Origin of the sequence: Rhabdothermincola sediminis, from assembly GCF_014805525.1 — a bacterium.
In the GTDB taxonomy this organism is placed as follows: Bacteria; Actinomycetota; Acidimicrobiia; order Acidimicrobiales; family Acidimicrobilacustridaceae; genus Rhabdothermincola; species Rhabdothermincola sediminis.
This window is the reverse complement of record NZ_JACFSZ010000018.1, coordinates 15,345-29,622: the sequence shown is the minus strand read 5'-3', so window position 1 is coordinate 29,622 and position 14,278 is coordinate 15,345. Positions and strand designations below refer to the sequence as shown.

The window sequence follows — 14,278 nt, the reverse complement described above, 5'->3', positions numbered from 1 at the left end:
GAGGCCCGCGAGTGAGCGCGTCCTCTGAACGGGCAGCGCTGCTGGCGGTGCTCGAAGAGGCACGGCGCAGGGGGTTTCTCGGTCCGGGACCCGTGGACGAGCACGTCCGGCAGGCCGAGCGTTTCAGGTGTCGGATCGACGATCTCCTGGTGCGGGGAGCGCTCTTCGTCCGCGCTGTTGACCTGGGCAGTGGCGGCGGGGTGCCTGGTCTGGCGCTCGCTGTTGACCACCCCGAACTCACCTGGGTTCTGGTCGAGGCTGGCGAGCGTCGTGCGGCGTTCCTCCAAGAGGCCGTCAGCACCCTAGGTCTGGCCGACCGGGTCTCGGTTCGGTGGGGTCGTGCGGAGCTGCTGGCCCGGGATACGCAGCTCCGTCACCAGATCGACCTGGTGGTGGTTCGGAGCTTCGGGCCACCGGCGGTCACCGCTGAGTGCGCAACGGGTTTCCTGCGGCAGGACGGCTACCTGCTGGTGAGCGAGCCGCCATACCCCCAGGCGCGACAGCGCTGGCCGGCGGAGGAGCTGGCGGAGCTTGGGTTCGAACCAGAAGGCGTCACTCACGGAATCCAAGCATTGAGGCAGGCGAGGCTCTGTCCGGAGCGCTTCCCGCGCCGGGTCGGGATCCCGGCGAAGCGACCGCTGTTCCACTGACCGGGTGTTCCACGTGAAACACCGCCACGGTGCTTGACCATGACGCTGTTCGAAAGGAAGGATGGGTCAGTGACCCCCGAATCCAGCGGAAGCGGTGGACGTCCCGCGTTCGGCATCCTGAGCAGGTTCCTGCCTGGGCAACCGACCCAGGCAGCGGTAACTGAGGCCCAGCCGCCGTCGACCGACGAACCGTCGGAGCGCGACGTCGACCAGGTTGACTCGTCACCGGACGCCGCCATCGACCTACCGGAGGACATCGATCTGGCCGAGCGAATCATCGAGGCAGGAGCACCGGCCACGGTCCGGCGGCCATTACCCCGGGTGATCGCGATCGCCAACCAGAAGGGAGGGGTGGGGAAGACGACCACTGCGGTGAACCTGGGGGCGTGCCTTGCGGAGTTGGGCTACCGCACGCTCGTCATCGATCTCGATCCGCAAGGGAACGCCTCGACCGGGCTCGGGATCAACATCAGAGCCCTCGACGCCTCCATGTACGACGTGATCATCAACGACGTCCCCCTCGATGACTGCATCGAGGGGTCATCGGTCCGAGGGCTGTTCGTGGCTCCTGCGAGCCTCGATCTCGCCGGGGCCGAGATCGAGCTCGTTCCCGCGTTCAGCCGGGAGTTGAAGCTCCGCAAGGCGTTGCGGGAAGTCCGTGACGACTACGACTACATCCTGATCGACTGTCCACCATCGCTCGGCCTGCTCACTGTGAACGCCTTTGCGGCGGCGACGGAGGTGCTGGTGCCGATCCAGTGCGAGTACTACGCGCTGGAGGGGTTGGGTCAGCTGCTCCGCAACGTCGACTTGGTGCAACGGAACCTGAATCCCGACCTCGAGGTCAGCGCCATCGTGCTGGTCATGTTCGATGCCCGCACGAAGCTGGCGGATCAGGTGGCCAGCGAGGTACGAGCCCATTTCGGTGACAAGGTGTTGCGGCAGGTCGTGCCGCGCACCGTGCGGTTGTCCGAGGCCCCGTCGTTCGGTCAGCCGATCATCACGTTTGATCCGAGTTCCCGAGGCGCGATCGCCTACCGGGAGCTGGCGAAGGAGGTCAGCGGTGGCGCGGCGCAGCGGGTTGGGTAAGGGTCTCGGGGCACTCATCCCCGCCTCAGAGGAGTCGGGTGACGGAGGTCCCCAGCTCCGGGAGCTCCCGATCACCCAGATCGAACCCAACCGGTACCAACCCCGCTCACATTTCGATGAGGAGGCGCTGGCCTCGCTGACCGCGTCCATCCGGGAGGTCGGCGTCCTGCAGCCGATCCTGGTCCGTCCGGCTGGCACTGACCTGTACGAGCTGATCGCCGGTGAGCGGCGATGGCGAGCAGCGCAGAGGGCAGGCCTGGCGACCATCCCCGCGTTGGTACGGACGGTGCAGAGCGAACAGTCGCTGGAGCAAGCGCTGGTCGAGAACCTGCATCGAGAGGATCTGAACCCGCTGGAGGAGGCGGCGGCCTACCAGCAGCTCATCGATGACTTTTCGTTGACCCAGGATCAGGTGGCGACCCGAGTGGGCAAGAGCCGCTCGGCGGTAGCGAACACGATTCGATTGCTCCAGTTGCCTGGAGGGGTCCAGAAGATGGTGGCGGAGGGTCAACTCTCCGCAGGCCACGCTCGGGCCATCCTCGGGGTGCCGGATCAGGCCTTTCAGGAAGAGCTGGCCCGGTTGGCCGTGGCTGAGGAGTTGACGGTGCGGGAGGTCGAGGAGCTGGTGCGCCGGCAGGTGCAAGGTGACGAGCCTCCGACGACCGAGGGGGTAGCACCTGTCGCTCCGTCGCCGGTCGAGACATCGAGCCGACACGAACCGGGAGAGACCAGGCCGGCAGCCATCCTGGAGCTCGAGGCCCTGCTCGCGGATCGTCTCGATACCAGGGTGAAGGTCACGCTCGGTGCCGATCGCGGGAGAGTGATCATCGAGTTCGCCTCTCTTGACGACCTCGAGCGGATCTACGGGGTGATCACGGCAGGATCGGGAACGACCTGAGCATCTGTCCGCTCGTGGCCGCGGGAGGCTCTGGTTGATCCACAACCTGTGACAAACCCTGTGGTCAACCGTTCGACTTCAGTGGCATCTGTCACATGAAGCAGTCTGGGTGAGAGGCCGGTGTCACGTGACGACCGGATCCTCCACCCACTGGATCAGCCCGGTGACCAGGGCTTCGGCGACGGCGGCGGTGCGGGCGACCACCTGATCCACTGGTCCCAGGTAGCACATCACGGCGGGCATCCGGGTCTCCCGGAGGATCGGCAATCGCATCGCCCGGCTCTCAGAGACGGGGAGTCCGGCTTGCCGGTGGAGGGTGGTGGTGAGGACATCAGCTAGGTGATGCCCACCGGCGCTCTCGAAGCCCGTCGTGGCGTAGTAGGTGCATCGGCAGACATCCTGGTCACCGAAGCCGAGCCCGAGGTAGACGTCAGCGTCGAACTCGTTGGCTTCCCGGGCGTGGATCGACGGGTCAGGATGGTTGAGCACGGCCACCACCGCGCCCTTGCCCTGCAGATCCCTGGCCATGGCGCTGACCACCACCTCCAGTCCACCCCCGTCGCCGATAGCGACTCGGCGGTCATGGAGCGCACGCGGCGAGTGCCGGAGACGGTCACGTTCGCGGACCCCGGCAACGTTTGAGTTGTGGTCGACGCGGCCGCCGAGCCGATCGAGCGTGGCGAGCACGTCGCGCCCGCAGACCCCGTCGGTCGTGAGTCCGGTGTTTCGCTGGAAGTCCTTCAAGGCGGCTTCGGTGTTGGGGCCGAAGATGCCGTCCACGCGGCCGGCGTCGAATCCCAGCGCTCCGAGCCGCAACTGGAGAGCGGCCACGTCATCGCCGCGGAGCATCGGGTTGCGGTGGTAGAGCAGCCGATCACCGAGTCGGTAGCCCGCTTCCACCAACGCCGCCCACGTCGGCGCATCGCACGAGCCGTTGACCAGGAGACCCCGGCTCTCCTGGAATCGCCGCACGGCCCGTTCGGTGCTCGGACCGAACGTTCCCAGCTCGCCGGGATCGATCTCCTGGCCCAGCGCGGTGAGCCGCTGCTGGAGGTCGCGCACCGCTTCGCCGCAGGCGTCGGGCAGCAACGGAAGGGTGGTCGGGCTCGCAGAGGTGGGACGCTCAGGCACCAGAACCCCCCGCTCTCATCAGTCGGGATGGGGTTGACCCTCGAGGATCAGAGGAACTGGCTCAACTCCTGTACGAGCTGCGCCTTGCCCCTGGCTCCGACGATACGGGTCGCCTCCTTGCCATCTTTGAAAACGATAAGCGTTGGGATACTCATCACCGAAAAGCGGAGTGGGATGTCAGGGTTGTCGTCCACGTTCAGCTTGGCGACCCGCAGACCGGGGTGTTCGGCGGCGATCTCCTCGAGGACGGGGGCGATCATCTTGCAGGGTCCGCACCACTCGGCCCAGAAATCGACGAGGACCGGCTGATCGGCCCCGAGCACCTCTTCATCGAAGGTGGCGTCGGAGAGCGTGGTGACGGATACGGACATCACTGGATCCTTCTAGGGCTACGAGCGGGACTCACATCAACGTGCAGACCGCGGCCGACATTCCGTGCGCGCCGACGCGTCATCGCAGCGCTCACCGTAGCGCGATACCGATCCGCTCATGGATGGGGCTGTGCCTCCAGCCACCGCTCGGCGTCGATAGCGGCCATGCACCCTGAGCCGGCAGCGGTGATCGCCTGGCGGTAGACGTGGTCCTGGACGTCACCGCACGCGAAGACCCCTTCGACGTTGGTACGCGTGCCCTCGCGGGTGATCAGGTATCCCGTGTCCTCCATCTCCAGCTGTCCCTTGAACAGGTCGGTGTTGGGCTGGTGGCCGATCGCCACGAACAGGCCGGTCACGGCGAGCTCGGAGACCTCGCCGGTGAGGACGTTGCGAACCTTGAGGCCTTCGACGGTGGTCGTCCCCAGCACCTCGTCGACCACGTGGTTCCAGAGGATCTCGATCTTGGGATTGGCGAAGGCTCGTTCCTGCATGATCTTCGAGGCCCGCAGCTCGTCACGCCGGTGGATGAGCGTGACCTTCTCGGCGAACTTCGTGAGGAACGTGGCTTCTTCGACCGCCGAATCGCCACCTCCGACGACTGCGATGTGCTGACCCCGGAAGAAGAAACCGTCGCAGGTGGCACAGGTCGAGACGCCGTGGCCGAGCAGGCGTCGCTCACCCTCGAGACCCAGCATGAGCGAGCGGGCCCCGGTGGACACGATGACGACGCGGCTGCGGTAGGTGGGCTGCTCGGCTTGGGGGTCACCCACCCAGACCCCGAACGGCCTGCTCGACAGGTCGACTCTCGTGACCCGCTCGGTGACGATCTCTGCTCCGAACCGCAGAGCCTGGTCGCGGAAGCGGGACATGAGCTCGGGGCCCATGATGCCTTCCGGGAAGCCGGGGAAGTTCTCGACCTCGGTAGTGAGCATGAGCTGGCCACCGGGTTGATCGCTGGTCGATGACGGCTCGCCCTCGATCACGAGGGGGTGGAGGTTGGCCCTGGCGGTGTAGATGGCTGCGGTCAGGCCCGCGGGACCGGAGCCGATGATGATGACGTTGCGTACGTCGGTCGTCATGTGAGTCCTTCCACGGTGGAGTGGTCCTGGCAGCTGGTCACGGAGGTGTCCCCGCAAACGGGTCGTGGGCAGAGCTATTCCCGGGGGTATCCGTCAGAGGTAGGGCGGCGCGTGTCGCTTCCGGAACAGGATTGCCCCGACCCCGGTGAAGAACGCCCCGACGATCAGGTAGGTGAGCCAGACGGCCGGCAGCAACTCGTTGAGCAGTCGCAGCAGGGCGACGATCACCAGGACCACGACGATGCTGGCGAGCACGATGGTGATCAACCCGAAGACCAGCGCCCGCGAGGCGGTGAGGATCGGCCCCGTCGTCTTGTCGCGGACCTGGTCGACCACGTTGACGATGGCGCCCGTCGCCTGGGCAGGCCAGTCGTCCGCCGGGGTCGACCGGTCGGCCATCGGCAGCGCGCGATCGATCGGGCTGGCCATGCCGGCGATCCTAGTCCCGGAAGGCGCCGAGCTTCGCCGCCTTCCGGCACTCTCCTCCGACGAGGGAGCGGAGGGCAGTGGCAGGGAAATCAGAGCGTGAATCGCTCAAGGATGCGGCAACCTTCCACCGCCGTGACCACGACGATCGCAGGAGAGCCGTCGCCGGGAGCGAACACGTCGAGATACGCCGTTACGCCCCGATAGGTCAGGCCAGCCGCATACACCCATGGGCCGAGCGAGGGTTCGGTGGTCCTGGCGAGGGGTGCGCAAGGCGACGGACCCATCGTGGCGGTGTTCGCCGGAAGGTCGGAGGCTCGCCGATCCGGTGCGGTGCCGCTCGGGGTCTGGGCGGTCGAGCCAGTGGTCCCGTAGGCCTCGCGGACCGCCTGCCGGAGATCCTCCGCGTTGGTGAACGTCCCGAGCTGGGGCTCGCCGATCGGCGCCGCCTCCGGTGTGCGCTCCTCGCCGGAAGCGGTTGGTTCGGGGGTGGCAGCGTCGCGTGGGGAGGTCCCACCACGGATTTCGGCGCCCACCTCCGCGAAGGTCTCCGTACGGTCCGGCTGAGGGCCGGACGCGACGTCGGTGTGGCTCGCCGTGCGGTCCCAGCGGAGCAGAGCGAACGTGGCGATCGCCACCGCCACGGCGGCGGCGATGGCCAACGCAGACCTGGCAGCGAGCATTGCCGGGTGTCGGTCCGGCCCCGGAGGGGGCAATGCCTGGTCCCGACCGTGCGCTGCAGGGTCGGGGTCCTCGTGGCGGCCGTGGCTGGGACGAGCTGCGAGAGCGCGGTCGATGAGCTGTGCTCGCACCGCGGGTTCCAATGGGGCGACCGGGGTGCGGAGGCGGGCTGCGAGCTCCCGAAAGCGCTCCAAGCGTTCCCGGGCGTCAGGGTCTGCGAGCACCTGGGCCTCCTCCTCCGCCGACGCCTCACCGTCGAGGACCGCGGAGACGAGCTCGTCGTCGGGGGGAAGGTGTGGGGGGGTCACGTCCGTCATGGTCTGTCTGTTGGGACGTCGACGGAGGGATTGAGGTTCCCGAGCTGATCCGCGAGCGCGGCTCGGCCCCGGGCGATGCGAGACCGTACCGTGCCCGGTGGGATGTCCAACACCTCGCCGATCGTGGCGTAGTCGAGCCCCAGCACGTCGCGAAGGACGACCGCGGCCCGGAACTCGGGTGCCAGGGTGGCGAGCACCTCGTCGATGGCCAGGCGGTCGCTCAGGAGTTGGTCGAAGCTCGGGACCGCCGGGTCGTCAGTGGCCGTGTCCCGCGGAGCGGGCTCGGGGCGCCGCCTCCGTCGGCGGAGCTGGTCGAGGCAGGTGTTGGTCGCCACCCGGTAGCTCCACGTGCTGAACGCGGCCCGTCCGTCGAATCGGTCGAGCCCCCGCACGATCGCAAGGAGGGCTTCCTGGGTGGCGTCGAGCGCGTCCTCGTCGTGGCCGGTGAGACGGCGGCAGAGGGCATGGATGCGGTCGTAGTGCCGGCGCAGCAGGGCCTCGAGCGCGTCCCGGCCACCCGCCTGAGCGGCGGACACCAGCGCTCGGTCGTCGGCCTCCCCCCGGATCGGCCGAGCCTAGCGGTGCCCCTTCCCACCTCGCGGGAGTCTCAGCGGCCGATCACCCGCCTCGGATTCGTCGTCTGGGGTCGACGGCTGTAGTGATGGCTGCTCCTGGACCGGGCCGATGGCCTCGTCCAGCACCGCCTCGAGGAACTCGTCCTTCTCCTCGGGAGTCATCTCCTGCCAGTTCTCGGGCACCTTGAACGTCTTGCGATTCACGCAGTCCTCCTCCAGACGCGGAAACGGTGGTCTCTGTACCACCGGTACCTCCGGTGGGCACCTCTCTCCCGCCAGCGATGTCCCACATCGCCTTCTCGTTGCGGGACCTAGCCTTGCGGCGAGCTTCCTCGATGTCATCGAACACCTCGCTCAAATCGAACCACACATCACCAGTCTCCTCCTCAGTCCATACGCCGAAGTGGAGATTGGGATTGGCCTACCTTCCCACCTCGCGGGAGTCTCAGCGGCCGATCACCGCCAGTTCCTCGACCTCCACCCGGCCCGGCCCGTCTCCGAGGTCGGTGATCCACAGGAGTACGAAGGCACCGGAGGTGCCACGTAGATCGAATGTGGCATCACCCTGGATCCCCTCGGACGCGTCCACCGGTCGGCCCCAGCCAGCGAGATCCGGCGGGAGGGTCGCGGCCACGTGCACCGACGCAGCCCACCCGTTGGTGGGCGAGCTCACCTCGAGACGACCGAGCCGGGCAGCAGCGGGGAGCGCGACCACCAGGCCCACACCGTCCTTGAGGTTGCCGAACTGGCGAGTCTGGTAGGTCTCGGTGCGCCACGAAGTCGAAGGGTCACCGTCGACGGCCAGGTTCGCCTGTGCATCGTTCTCGTGATCGTCACCGGCGGGGTCGAACGGTTGCACGGAGCTGATGGGGATCGTCACCGGCGCCCGACCAGAGAGGCCCGGGCGGGGGAGCAGCATCTCGTCGCCGCTGGTACGGGACACGAGGACCGCCGCCACAGCCATGGACGTGGCAGCCACGCCCGCCAGGACAGCAGCCAGCACCCATCGCCGGCGTGAGCGGCGTGCCGGCGATGGCGGCACCTGGTGAGGTGTGGGCGCTGCCGCTGCGACCGTCGGCACCGCTCCCGCGACCGGCGAGACGGAGGTCGGGTCGGGATCCGCGAGACGAGCCGTGATGGCCGTCCGGTCCCCTGCGAGGCTCGGAGCGGGGCCTGGCCTCGGCTCTGCGCCGGCTGCGAGCAGGGCCGCTCGGAACGCAGGCGCGTCCGGGTAGCGATCGTCGGGCTCTCTCGCCAGGACCCGCAGCAGAACACGGTCGAGGCGCTCGGGGAGCTCAGGGCGAAGGGCCCGCGCCGGCAGCACCGGTTGGTGAAGCCGGGCGAGGGCGACCGCCGCTGCCGCGTCGCCGGTGAACGGTGGCCGTCCGGTCAGGCACTCGTAGAGCACCACGCCGAGCGAGTACAGATCCGCGCGAGGGTCAACGGGTCGGCCAGCGACCTGTTCGGGAGCCAGGTACTTCACGGTCCCGAGCATGGTGCCGGTACTGGTCAGATCGGACCCGCCGTACACCTTGGCGATTCCGAAGTCGGTGACCATGACCCGCTCGTCGTCGCACAACAGGATGTTCGCCGGCTTGATGTCGCGGTGGATGACTCCGGCACGGTGGGCGACGGTGAGGGCGTCCGCGACCTGTGTGCCGAGGTGGATCGCGTCGTCGGGATCGAGGGGTCCGTGCTCGTCGAGGAACTCGCGCACCGTCCTTCCACGAATGAGCTCCATGACGATCGCCTCGTGGCCCTGATCGTGACAGGTGTCGAAGATGGCCACGATCGAGGGGTGACGGAGCCGGGCTGCGGCGATGGCCTCGGCCCGGAACCGGGCGGTGAAGGCCTGATCGGAGGACAGGTGCGCGTGCAGCAGCTTGAGGGCGACCGGCCGCTCGAGCACGTGGTCGACGCCCTCCCAGACCTCAGCCATCCCGCCCTTGGCGATCAGGTGCCGCAGGGCGTACCGGCCCGCGAGGATCAGACCGGGGTGAGGTGCGGCCGGTCGCGCTGGGACCGGCGCGTCTGAGGCTCCCCGAGGGCCAGGTGGCGGGCTGGTGGCGGGACCGGACACGGCAGACCCACGGTAGTTGGCGCCGGCACGTGACGGTCGGAGCCGCCGGGCGCTACTTCACGTAGCAGACACCGATGATGCGAGGGCCGCCGTGGGTGCCGATCACCGCGCCGATCTTGCAGACGGTGATCTCTTCGCGTGGGTAACGGGGGGAGATGAGCTCCAGGAACTCCTCGAGGTCGGGGGCCTCGCCGTGGCAGACCCGCAGGTGGGACACGTCGCCTTCGGCGAAGAGCTTGTCGCGTAGTGCCTCGAGCGCACGCTTGCGGGTCCGCGGCTTTCCGGCCTCTTCCACCGCTCCGTCGGCGATGTGGATGAGCGGCTTGAACGACAACATGGAACCGAGCAGGGCTCGGGCGTTGCCGATGCGCCCCCCCTTCTTGAGGTTCTCAAGCGTGTCCAGAGCGCCGTAGATCTCGGTTCGTGGAACCAGATCCTCCACGACGGCCACCACGTCGTCGACGCTCTTGCCGTCGGCGGCAGCCTTCGCGGCTTCCACGACCTGGATCCCGAGGCCACCGGTGATCGACCTCGAATCGACGATGCGCACGTCGATGTCGTCGGCCACGGCGGCCGCCGCGTTCTGTGCCGACTGCATCGTGGCCGACAACGCGCTCGACAGGTTGATGCACACCACCGCGTCGGCTCCGTCGTTGGCAGCGTCCCGAAAAGCCTGCTCGAACTTGCCCGGCGGTGGCGCTGCGGTCTCGGGCAACGTGTCGGACGCCGCCATCCGTTCGTAGAACTCCTCGACCGAGAGCTCCTCCCGGTCGATGAACTCCCGGTCACCGAATCGTATGGAGAGCGGTACCACTCGGATGCGGTGTCGGTCGGCCTCCTCGGGTTCGAGGTCGCAGGCGCTGTCAGTGACGATCTGGACTCCGGGCATGGTCTCCCCCGCTGGCGGCGCCCTCCGCGCCGACCGATCGGGGGAGCGTAGCGGACCCCGCCGTGGGACTCGGGGAACGGGGGCTGCTCACCGGACGCGAGGCGGGATGGTTGGGGGAGACCAGCCGCCGGCTCCGGCGCACATCACGGAAATGACGCGCCCACCACAGCAGCAGGAACGCGCCGGCCACGGCGGACAACAGCAGCCCGATCCCCGAGATGGCCGTCGAGCGCACGGAGAACCGGGTGGCGCCCAGCACCAGGCCTCGGTCGGGTGAGCGAATGGTGACCTCCATGGGGAACGCACCTGAGGAGCGGGTCTCGACGGTGATCTCGTAGCGGGTGGTCTCCTTCGGCGGCAGTGTGAGGACCTGGAGGTCGCCACCCGGGAACTCGAGCTTCTCGCTCTGCAGCGCCACCTCCACGGTGACCGCATGATCGAGCTGGTTCTCGAAGGTGAGCGGGACCCGGCTGGTGCGCTCGGTCAGCGTGATCTGTTGAGGCCCGGGAAGAGTGATCGCCGCGAGCCGGGCCTGGACGGCCACATCGGCGGCGGTGAGGAAGGCGTCCCGCTCGGGCTCGTCCAGGTCGGCCGCGCCGGCGGCCAGAACCAGGCGCCGCATCGGCCAGACCAGCTCTCGGGCCACGCTCGGCGCGACAACGCCCTGGTCGCTACCGGAGCCCGCGGCGCCTGGCTCCACCGGCGTCGGGGGCTCGAGCATCGATGCGAACGAGTCGATCCGGCTCCACATGGCCGCGCTGTCGGCGGCCAGCGTGCTGACGTCGCCTTCGGAGAAGGCGGCGGCAAGCTCGCGCACCAGCGGTGATCGGGTGCCTGCTCGGCCGGTGGTGGCGATGTCGACCGCTCGGAACAGGTCGTCGAGCGTCACCGGGCTCACGAGGGGGTCCGCTCCCGGTGGGGAGCGGTGAGAGAGGCCCTGGAGCAACGCGTCCCAGCTCGCACGCGGGATCGCGAAGCTCCCGGGGGGAGAGAAGACTGCACCCCGCGACTGGGACGGGCGCTCGAGCGCGAGCACCGCCAGGTCAGCGAGCACCAGGTGGGCGTTGAGGACGGGATCGGAGGTGGCGAGCAGCCGCTCCGCCAGGCTGGGATCGGTCTGCACCGCCTGCAGCGTCCCACCTTCGCGGTCGCGGACGTCGAAGGCGAGATGGTCCGCCGTGGTTCCCCGCCCGCCCTCGTCGTCGAGCCGGTCGGCGGGTAGCACGACCTGGGAGACCCCGGCGGCCCTCAGGCGGCCCAGAGTGGCGTCGTCGATCGTGTGGTCAGCGAGCCAGGTCCTCGGGTCGGGCCAGGTGCCGAGCAGGGCAGCGACCACCTCGCTGCCGGTGGCCAGCTGGCGGGTCAGCCCGATGTCGGTGTCCGGGTCGGTCTGTGAGCCGCGTGTCCAGGCCGGAAGGTCGATGGTGGCGTAGGGGCGGGGCAGGACCTGGCGGGCGCCGAGGCTGCGAGCCAGGGGACCGAGCAGATCCGGTTCCCCCTGTTGTTGGGCGATGGCCAGCGCGTCGATCACCTCGGGAGACGGCGCCAGGGTGAGTGGTACGTCGACCGTGGTCGCCAGAGCGGCGATCGTGCTCCCGAGGCGTTCGCGGTCGTCGCGGCTGAGCCGGACCGAACCGTCCGGGCGCAACGGTGAGCCCGCCTCGAGCGGGGCGATGATGGACACCGCCAGCGGCACCCCTGCCGAGCCGCTCGCGGGGAGCCGCACGAGGTGGGTCACCAGCTGCGTGACCGGGCCGCCGTCGCGGTCGGTGATCGCCACGCTGACGGGGTACACCCCCGGCGAGCTGAGGCGGACGCCGAACGGGGGAGTCGCCAGCGTGCTGACCGGCACCGCCACCCGGTAGGTGTCGGCCCCTGCGGCCAGCGCGTCGAGAGGCCAGGCCGGTGGGCCCGGCCGCAGCGGTGCGCCGAGGTTCTGCCCCCGGATGGACTGCTCGAAGCGAGCGCGTGACGACACCGCGGGGTGGACCGTGACCGCGAGCCGCGCCTCGGGCGGTGGATCGAGGATGCGGAGGCGGAGCTCGAACGTGCCTTCCGGCGCCACCCAAGCCGTCTGATCGACCAGCTCGAGGCGGGCCGGGCCGGCAAGCTCAGGTATGGCTCCTGCCCCTGCGAGCGGTCTGACGGTCGCCAGGCCGAGCGAGGCGAAGATTGTGGCCAGGGTGACCAGCAGTGGGGTCGAGCGGAGCCGTGGCCGGCAGGTTCGGCCGGTCGAAGGCGTCATGCACGCTTCCCGCGCCGATCGAGCGGGTGCTCGAGCACAGCCAGCCCGTGGGGCTGCTGCACGAAGCCGAGGCGTAGGTAGAGCGCCAGCGCGTCCTGGTTGGTCTCCTGGGTGTTGACCAGAACCCAGGCGCTTCCTCGACGGCGAGCCCAGCGTAAGGCATCGGCGACGAGCGCGGTGCCGAGCCCGCGACGTTGATGGTCGGGATGCACGGCGAGGCGCTGCAGGTAGCCCACCGAACCGGCCCGGCCGGTGATGGCATAGGCGGCCACCGCCCCAGCATCGACGACCCGGAACCTCGATGACGGGGTTGCCTGGCGAGCGTCGTCGAAGCCCGCCTGGTCGAACCTCCAGAAGGGCTGGAATGCGGCACCGTCGACCATGAGCACCGGCGTGCGATCACGGCGGCGCCCGCGCCGCAGGCGCGTCCCGGGTGGCAAGGGACCGTCCGGTAGGTCACGGAGATCGTGGCGCAAGAGGTGCAGGCGCTCGTGCACCCCGAACCCGGCCTCGAGGAACGGGTACTGCTCGTCGAGCGTCAAGGCGGAGGTGAGGACTGATCGGTAGCCCTCCGCCGCGAGCGCGTCGAGGGAACGGCGGATCGCTCTCGCAGTGGGAACCATCCCCGCGGTGGGGGTCAGTTGCGCGACGGACGGATCGCCGCGCCACGGCGTGATCCGGAGCCGTTCGGACCCCCGATGCAGCAGATCCATCTTTCCCATGATCCTCGACGAGGATACGGCCGCGAGTACGACCGGGATGGGGCGAGCCCGTGCTCCCGAGGTGAGGGGTACCCTCGCCTCGTGACCGTCCTGCTGGCCACCCATCCCTTGTTCGAGAAGCACGATCCTGGTCGTTGGCACCCGGAACGAGCCGAGCGGCTGGCGGCGGTGGCGCAGGGCATCGAGGAAGCCGGGATCACCGAAGCCGTCGCACCGTTCGAGCCACGCCCCGCTCCGGAAGCGGCGATCGAACGGGTACATCCCGGTCGCTACCTGCGAGCGCTGCAGGAGCTGTCGATCATGGGGGGCGGCCGGATCGACGCCGACACCGCGGTCTCCGAGGGCTCGTACGAGGCCGCGCTCCTCGCGGCCGGTGCCGGGTTGGATGCCATCGAGCGCCTCGATGCGGGCGAGGCCGAGGTGGCGTTCTGCGCGGTACGCCCGCCTGGCCACCACGCGACGCCCACCCGCCCCATGGGTTTCTGTCTGGTCAACAACGTGGCCGTGGCGGCAGCCGCGCTCGCCGACCGTGGTGAGCGGGTGCTGATCGTCGACTACGACGCGCACCACGGCAACGGCACGCAGGACGCGTTCTACGACGACCCCCGGGTGCTGTACGTCTCGTTCCACGAGTACCCGCTCTACCCGGGTACCGGCTCTCTGGAGGAGACGGGGCGCGGTGAAGGGGCAGGGATGACGATCAACGTGCCGCTCCCCGCTGGCGCGACGGGAGATGTCTACCGACTCGCGTTCGACGTGCTCGTCGCTCCGGTGGTCGACCACTGGCATCCCACCTGGTTGATCGTGTCTGCTGGCTACGACGCCCATCGCGCCGACCCGCTGACCGGGCTCGGTCTGCGCGCCGGGGACTTCGCTGATCTCACGGCCCAGCTCTGCGAGCTGGTGCCCGCGGGCCGGCGGTTGCTGATCCTCGAGGGAGGCTACGACCTCGCAGCGCTGGGCCTCTCGGTGGGCGCGTCGTTGGCTCGGCTGGTCGAGGTCGACTACCGGCCTGAACCGGCGACCTCCGGCGGTGCGGGACGGGCGGTGGTCGAGGCGGTCCGGCGGATCCGCGACGAGGCCGGCTGGCCCTGACGGATCGCCTCCGCTGGCGATGCCCTG

Annotated in this window: 15 protein-coding genes; 4 read left to right on the top strand and 11 right to left on the bottom strand. The window is 69.1% G+C overall.

Annotated elements, in window-relative coordinates; genetic code table 11:
- The first annotated feature begins 11 nt into the window (after nt 1–11).
- Genes HZF19_RS13730 through HZF19_RS13720 form a run of 3 tightly spaced genes read left to right on the top strand, consistent with a single transcriptional unit; the run spans nt 12 to nt 2,637 of the window.
- A complete protein-coding gene (locus HZF19_RS13730) occupies nt 12–650 on the top strand; it encodes an RsmG family class I SAM-dependent methyltransferase (RefSeq protein ID WP_208029363.1) in 639 nt (212 codons plus the stop codon).
- Between the two features lie 39 nt (nt 651–689).
- Nucleotides 690–1,739, top strand: a complete 1,050-nt coding sequence (locus tag HZF19_RS13725; RefSeq protein WP_208029362.1) for a ParA family protein — start codon at nt 690–692, stop codon at nt 1,737–1,739.
- Entirely contained in the window at nt 1,714–2,637 is a 924-nt protein-coding gene (locus tag HZF19_RS13720; protein WP_208029361.1) for a ParB/RepB/Spo0J family partition protein, read from the top strand. Before HZF19_RS13725 ends, HZF19_RS13720 begins: the two co-directional genes overlap by 26 nt.
- Nucleotides 2,638–2,760: 123 nt before the next feature.
- Here HZF19_RS13720 and HZF19_RS13715 read toward each other — a convergent pair whose 3' ends face one another.
- The 11 genes from HZF19_RS13715 to HZF19_RS13665 form a co-directional block, all read right to left on the bottom strand.
- Nucleotides 2,761–3,768 (bottom strand): peptidoglycan-binding protein, encoded by a 1,008-nt coding sequence (locus HZF19_RS13715; protein ID WP_208029360.1) that lies wholly within the window; start codon nt 3,766–3,768, stop codon nt 2,761–2,763.
- 47 nt (nt 3,769–3,815) lie between these two features.
- Nucleotides 3,816–4,139, bottom strand: a complete 324-nt coding sequence (trxA, locus tag HZF19_RS13710) for a thioredoxin (protein ID WP_208029359.1) — start codon at nt 4,137–4,139, stop codon at nt 3,816–3,818.
- 116 nt (nt 4,140–4,255) lie between these two features.
- Nucleotides 4,256–5,221, bottom strand: coding sequence for a thioredoxin-disulfide reductase (gene trxB, locus HZF19_RS13705; RefSeq protein WP_208029358.1), 966 nt, complete (start codon nt 5,219–5,221; stop codon nt 4,256–4,258).
- Between the two features lie 93 nt (nt 5,222–5,314).
- A complete protein-coding gene (locus HZF19_RS13700) occupies nt 5,315–5,650 on the bottom strand; it encodes a hypothetical protein (RefSeq protein WP_208029357.1) in 336 nt (111 codons plus the stop codon).
- 89 nt (nt 5,651–5,739) lie between these two features.
- The gene (locus HZF19_RS13695) at nt 5,740–6,636 is read right to left on the bottom strand and encodes an anti-sigma factor family protein (RefSeq protein ID WP_208029356.1); all 897 of its coding nucleotides are present in this window, start codon (nt 6,634–6,636) and stop codon (nt 5,740–5,742) included.
- Between the two features lie 5 nt (nt 6,637–6,641).
- On the bottom strand, nt 6,642–7,181 hold the full coding sequence (locus tag HZF19_RS13690) for an RNA polymerase sigma factor (RefSeq protein ID WP_208029355.1): 540 nt from the start codon (nt 7,179–7,181) through the stop codon (nt 6,642–6,644).
- A gap of 39 nt (nt 7,182–7,220) precedes the next feature.
- Nucleotides 7,221–7,424, bottom strand: coding sequence for a hypothetical protein (locus HZF19_RS13685; protein WP_208029354.1), 204 nt, complete (start codon nt 7,422–7,424; stop codon nt 7,221–7,223).
- A gap of 241 nt (nt 7,425–7,665) precedes the next feature.
- The gene (locus tag HZF19_RS13680; RefSeq protein WP_307781228.1) at nt 7,666–9,300 is read right to left on the bottom strand and encodes a protein kinase domain-containing protein; all 1,635 of its coding nucleotides are present in this window, start codon (nt 9,298–9,300) and stop codon (nt 7,666–7,668) included.
- A gap of 52 nt (nt 9,301–9,352) precedes the next feature.
- The gene (locus HZF19_RS13675) at nt 9,353–10,189 is read right to left on the bottom strand and encodes a DegV family protein (protein WP_208029352.1); all 837 of its coding nucleotides are present in this window, start codon (nt 10,187–10,189) and stop codon (nt 9,353–9,355) included.
- Nucleotides 10,164–12,434: a DUF6049 family protein gene (locus tag HZF19_RS13670; protein WP_208029351.1), complete on the bottom strand. Its 2,271-nt coding sequence runs from the start codon at nt 12,432–12,434 to the stop codon at nt 10,164–10,166. The genes HZF19_RS13675 and HZF19_RS13670 overlap by 26 nt, the downstream gene beginning before the upstream one ends.
- Nucleotides 12,431–13,147, bottom strand: coding sequence for a GNAT family N-acetyltransferase (locus HZF19_RS13665; RefSeq protein WP_208029350.1), 717 nt, complete (start codon nt 13,145–13,147; stop codon nt 12,431–12,433). The genes HZF19_RS13670 and HZF19_RS13665 overlap by 4 nt, the downstream gene beginning before the upstream one ends.
- Before the next feature lie 90 nt (nt 13,148–13,237).
- Here HZF19_RS13665 and HZF19_RS13660 point away from each other — a divergent pair, with 90 nt between their 5' ends.
- A complete protein-coding gene (locus HZF19_RS13660; protein WP_208029349.1) occupies nt 13,238–14,251 on the top strand; it encodes a histone deacetylase family protein in 1,014 nt (337 codons plus the stop codon).
- Nucleotides 14,252–14,278 lie beyond the last annotated feature (27 nt).

Bases quoted from the DNA above. Each gene is read 5' to 3' on its own strand.
- HZF19_RS13725 (WP_208029362.1), top strand. From the start codon at position 690: ATGACGCTGTTCGAAAGGAAGGATGGGTCAGTGACCCCCGAATCCAGC.
- trxA (WP_208029359.1), bottom strand. From the start codon at position 4,139: ATGTCCGTATCCGTCACCACGCTCTCCGACGCCACCTTCGATGAAGAG.
- trxB (WP_208029358.1), bottom strand. From the start codon at position 5,221: ATGACGACCGACGTACGCAACGTCATCATCATCGGCTCCGGTCCCGCG.
- HZF19_RS13700 (WP_208029357.1), bottom strand. From the start codon at position 5,650: ATGGCCAGCCCGATCGATCGCGCGCTGCCGATGGCCGACCGGTCGACC.
- HZF19_RS13675 (WP_208029352.1), bottom strand. From the start codon at position 10,189: ATGCCCGGAGTCCAGATCGTCACTGACAGCGCCTGCGACCTCGAACCC.
- HZF19_RS13670 (WP_208029351.1), bottom strand. From the start codon at position 12,434: ATGACGCCTTCGACCGGCCGAACCTGCCGGCCACGGCTCCGCTCGACC.
- HZF19_RS13665 (WP_208029350.1), bottom strand. From the start codon at position 13,147: ATGGATCTGCTGCATCGGGGGTCCGAACGGCTCCGGATCACGCCGTGG.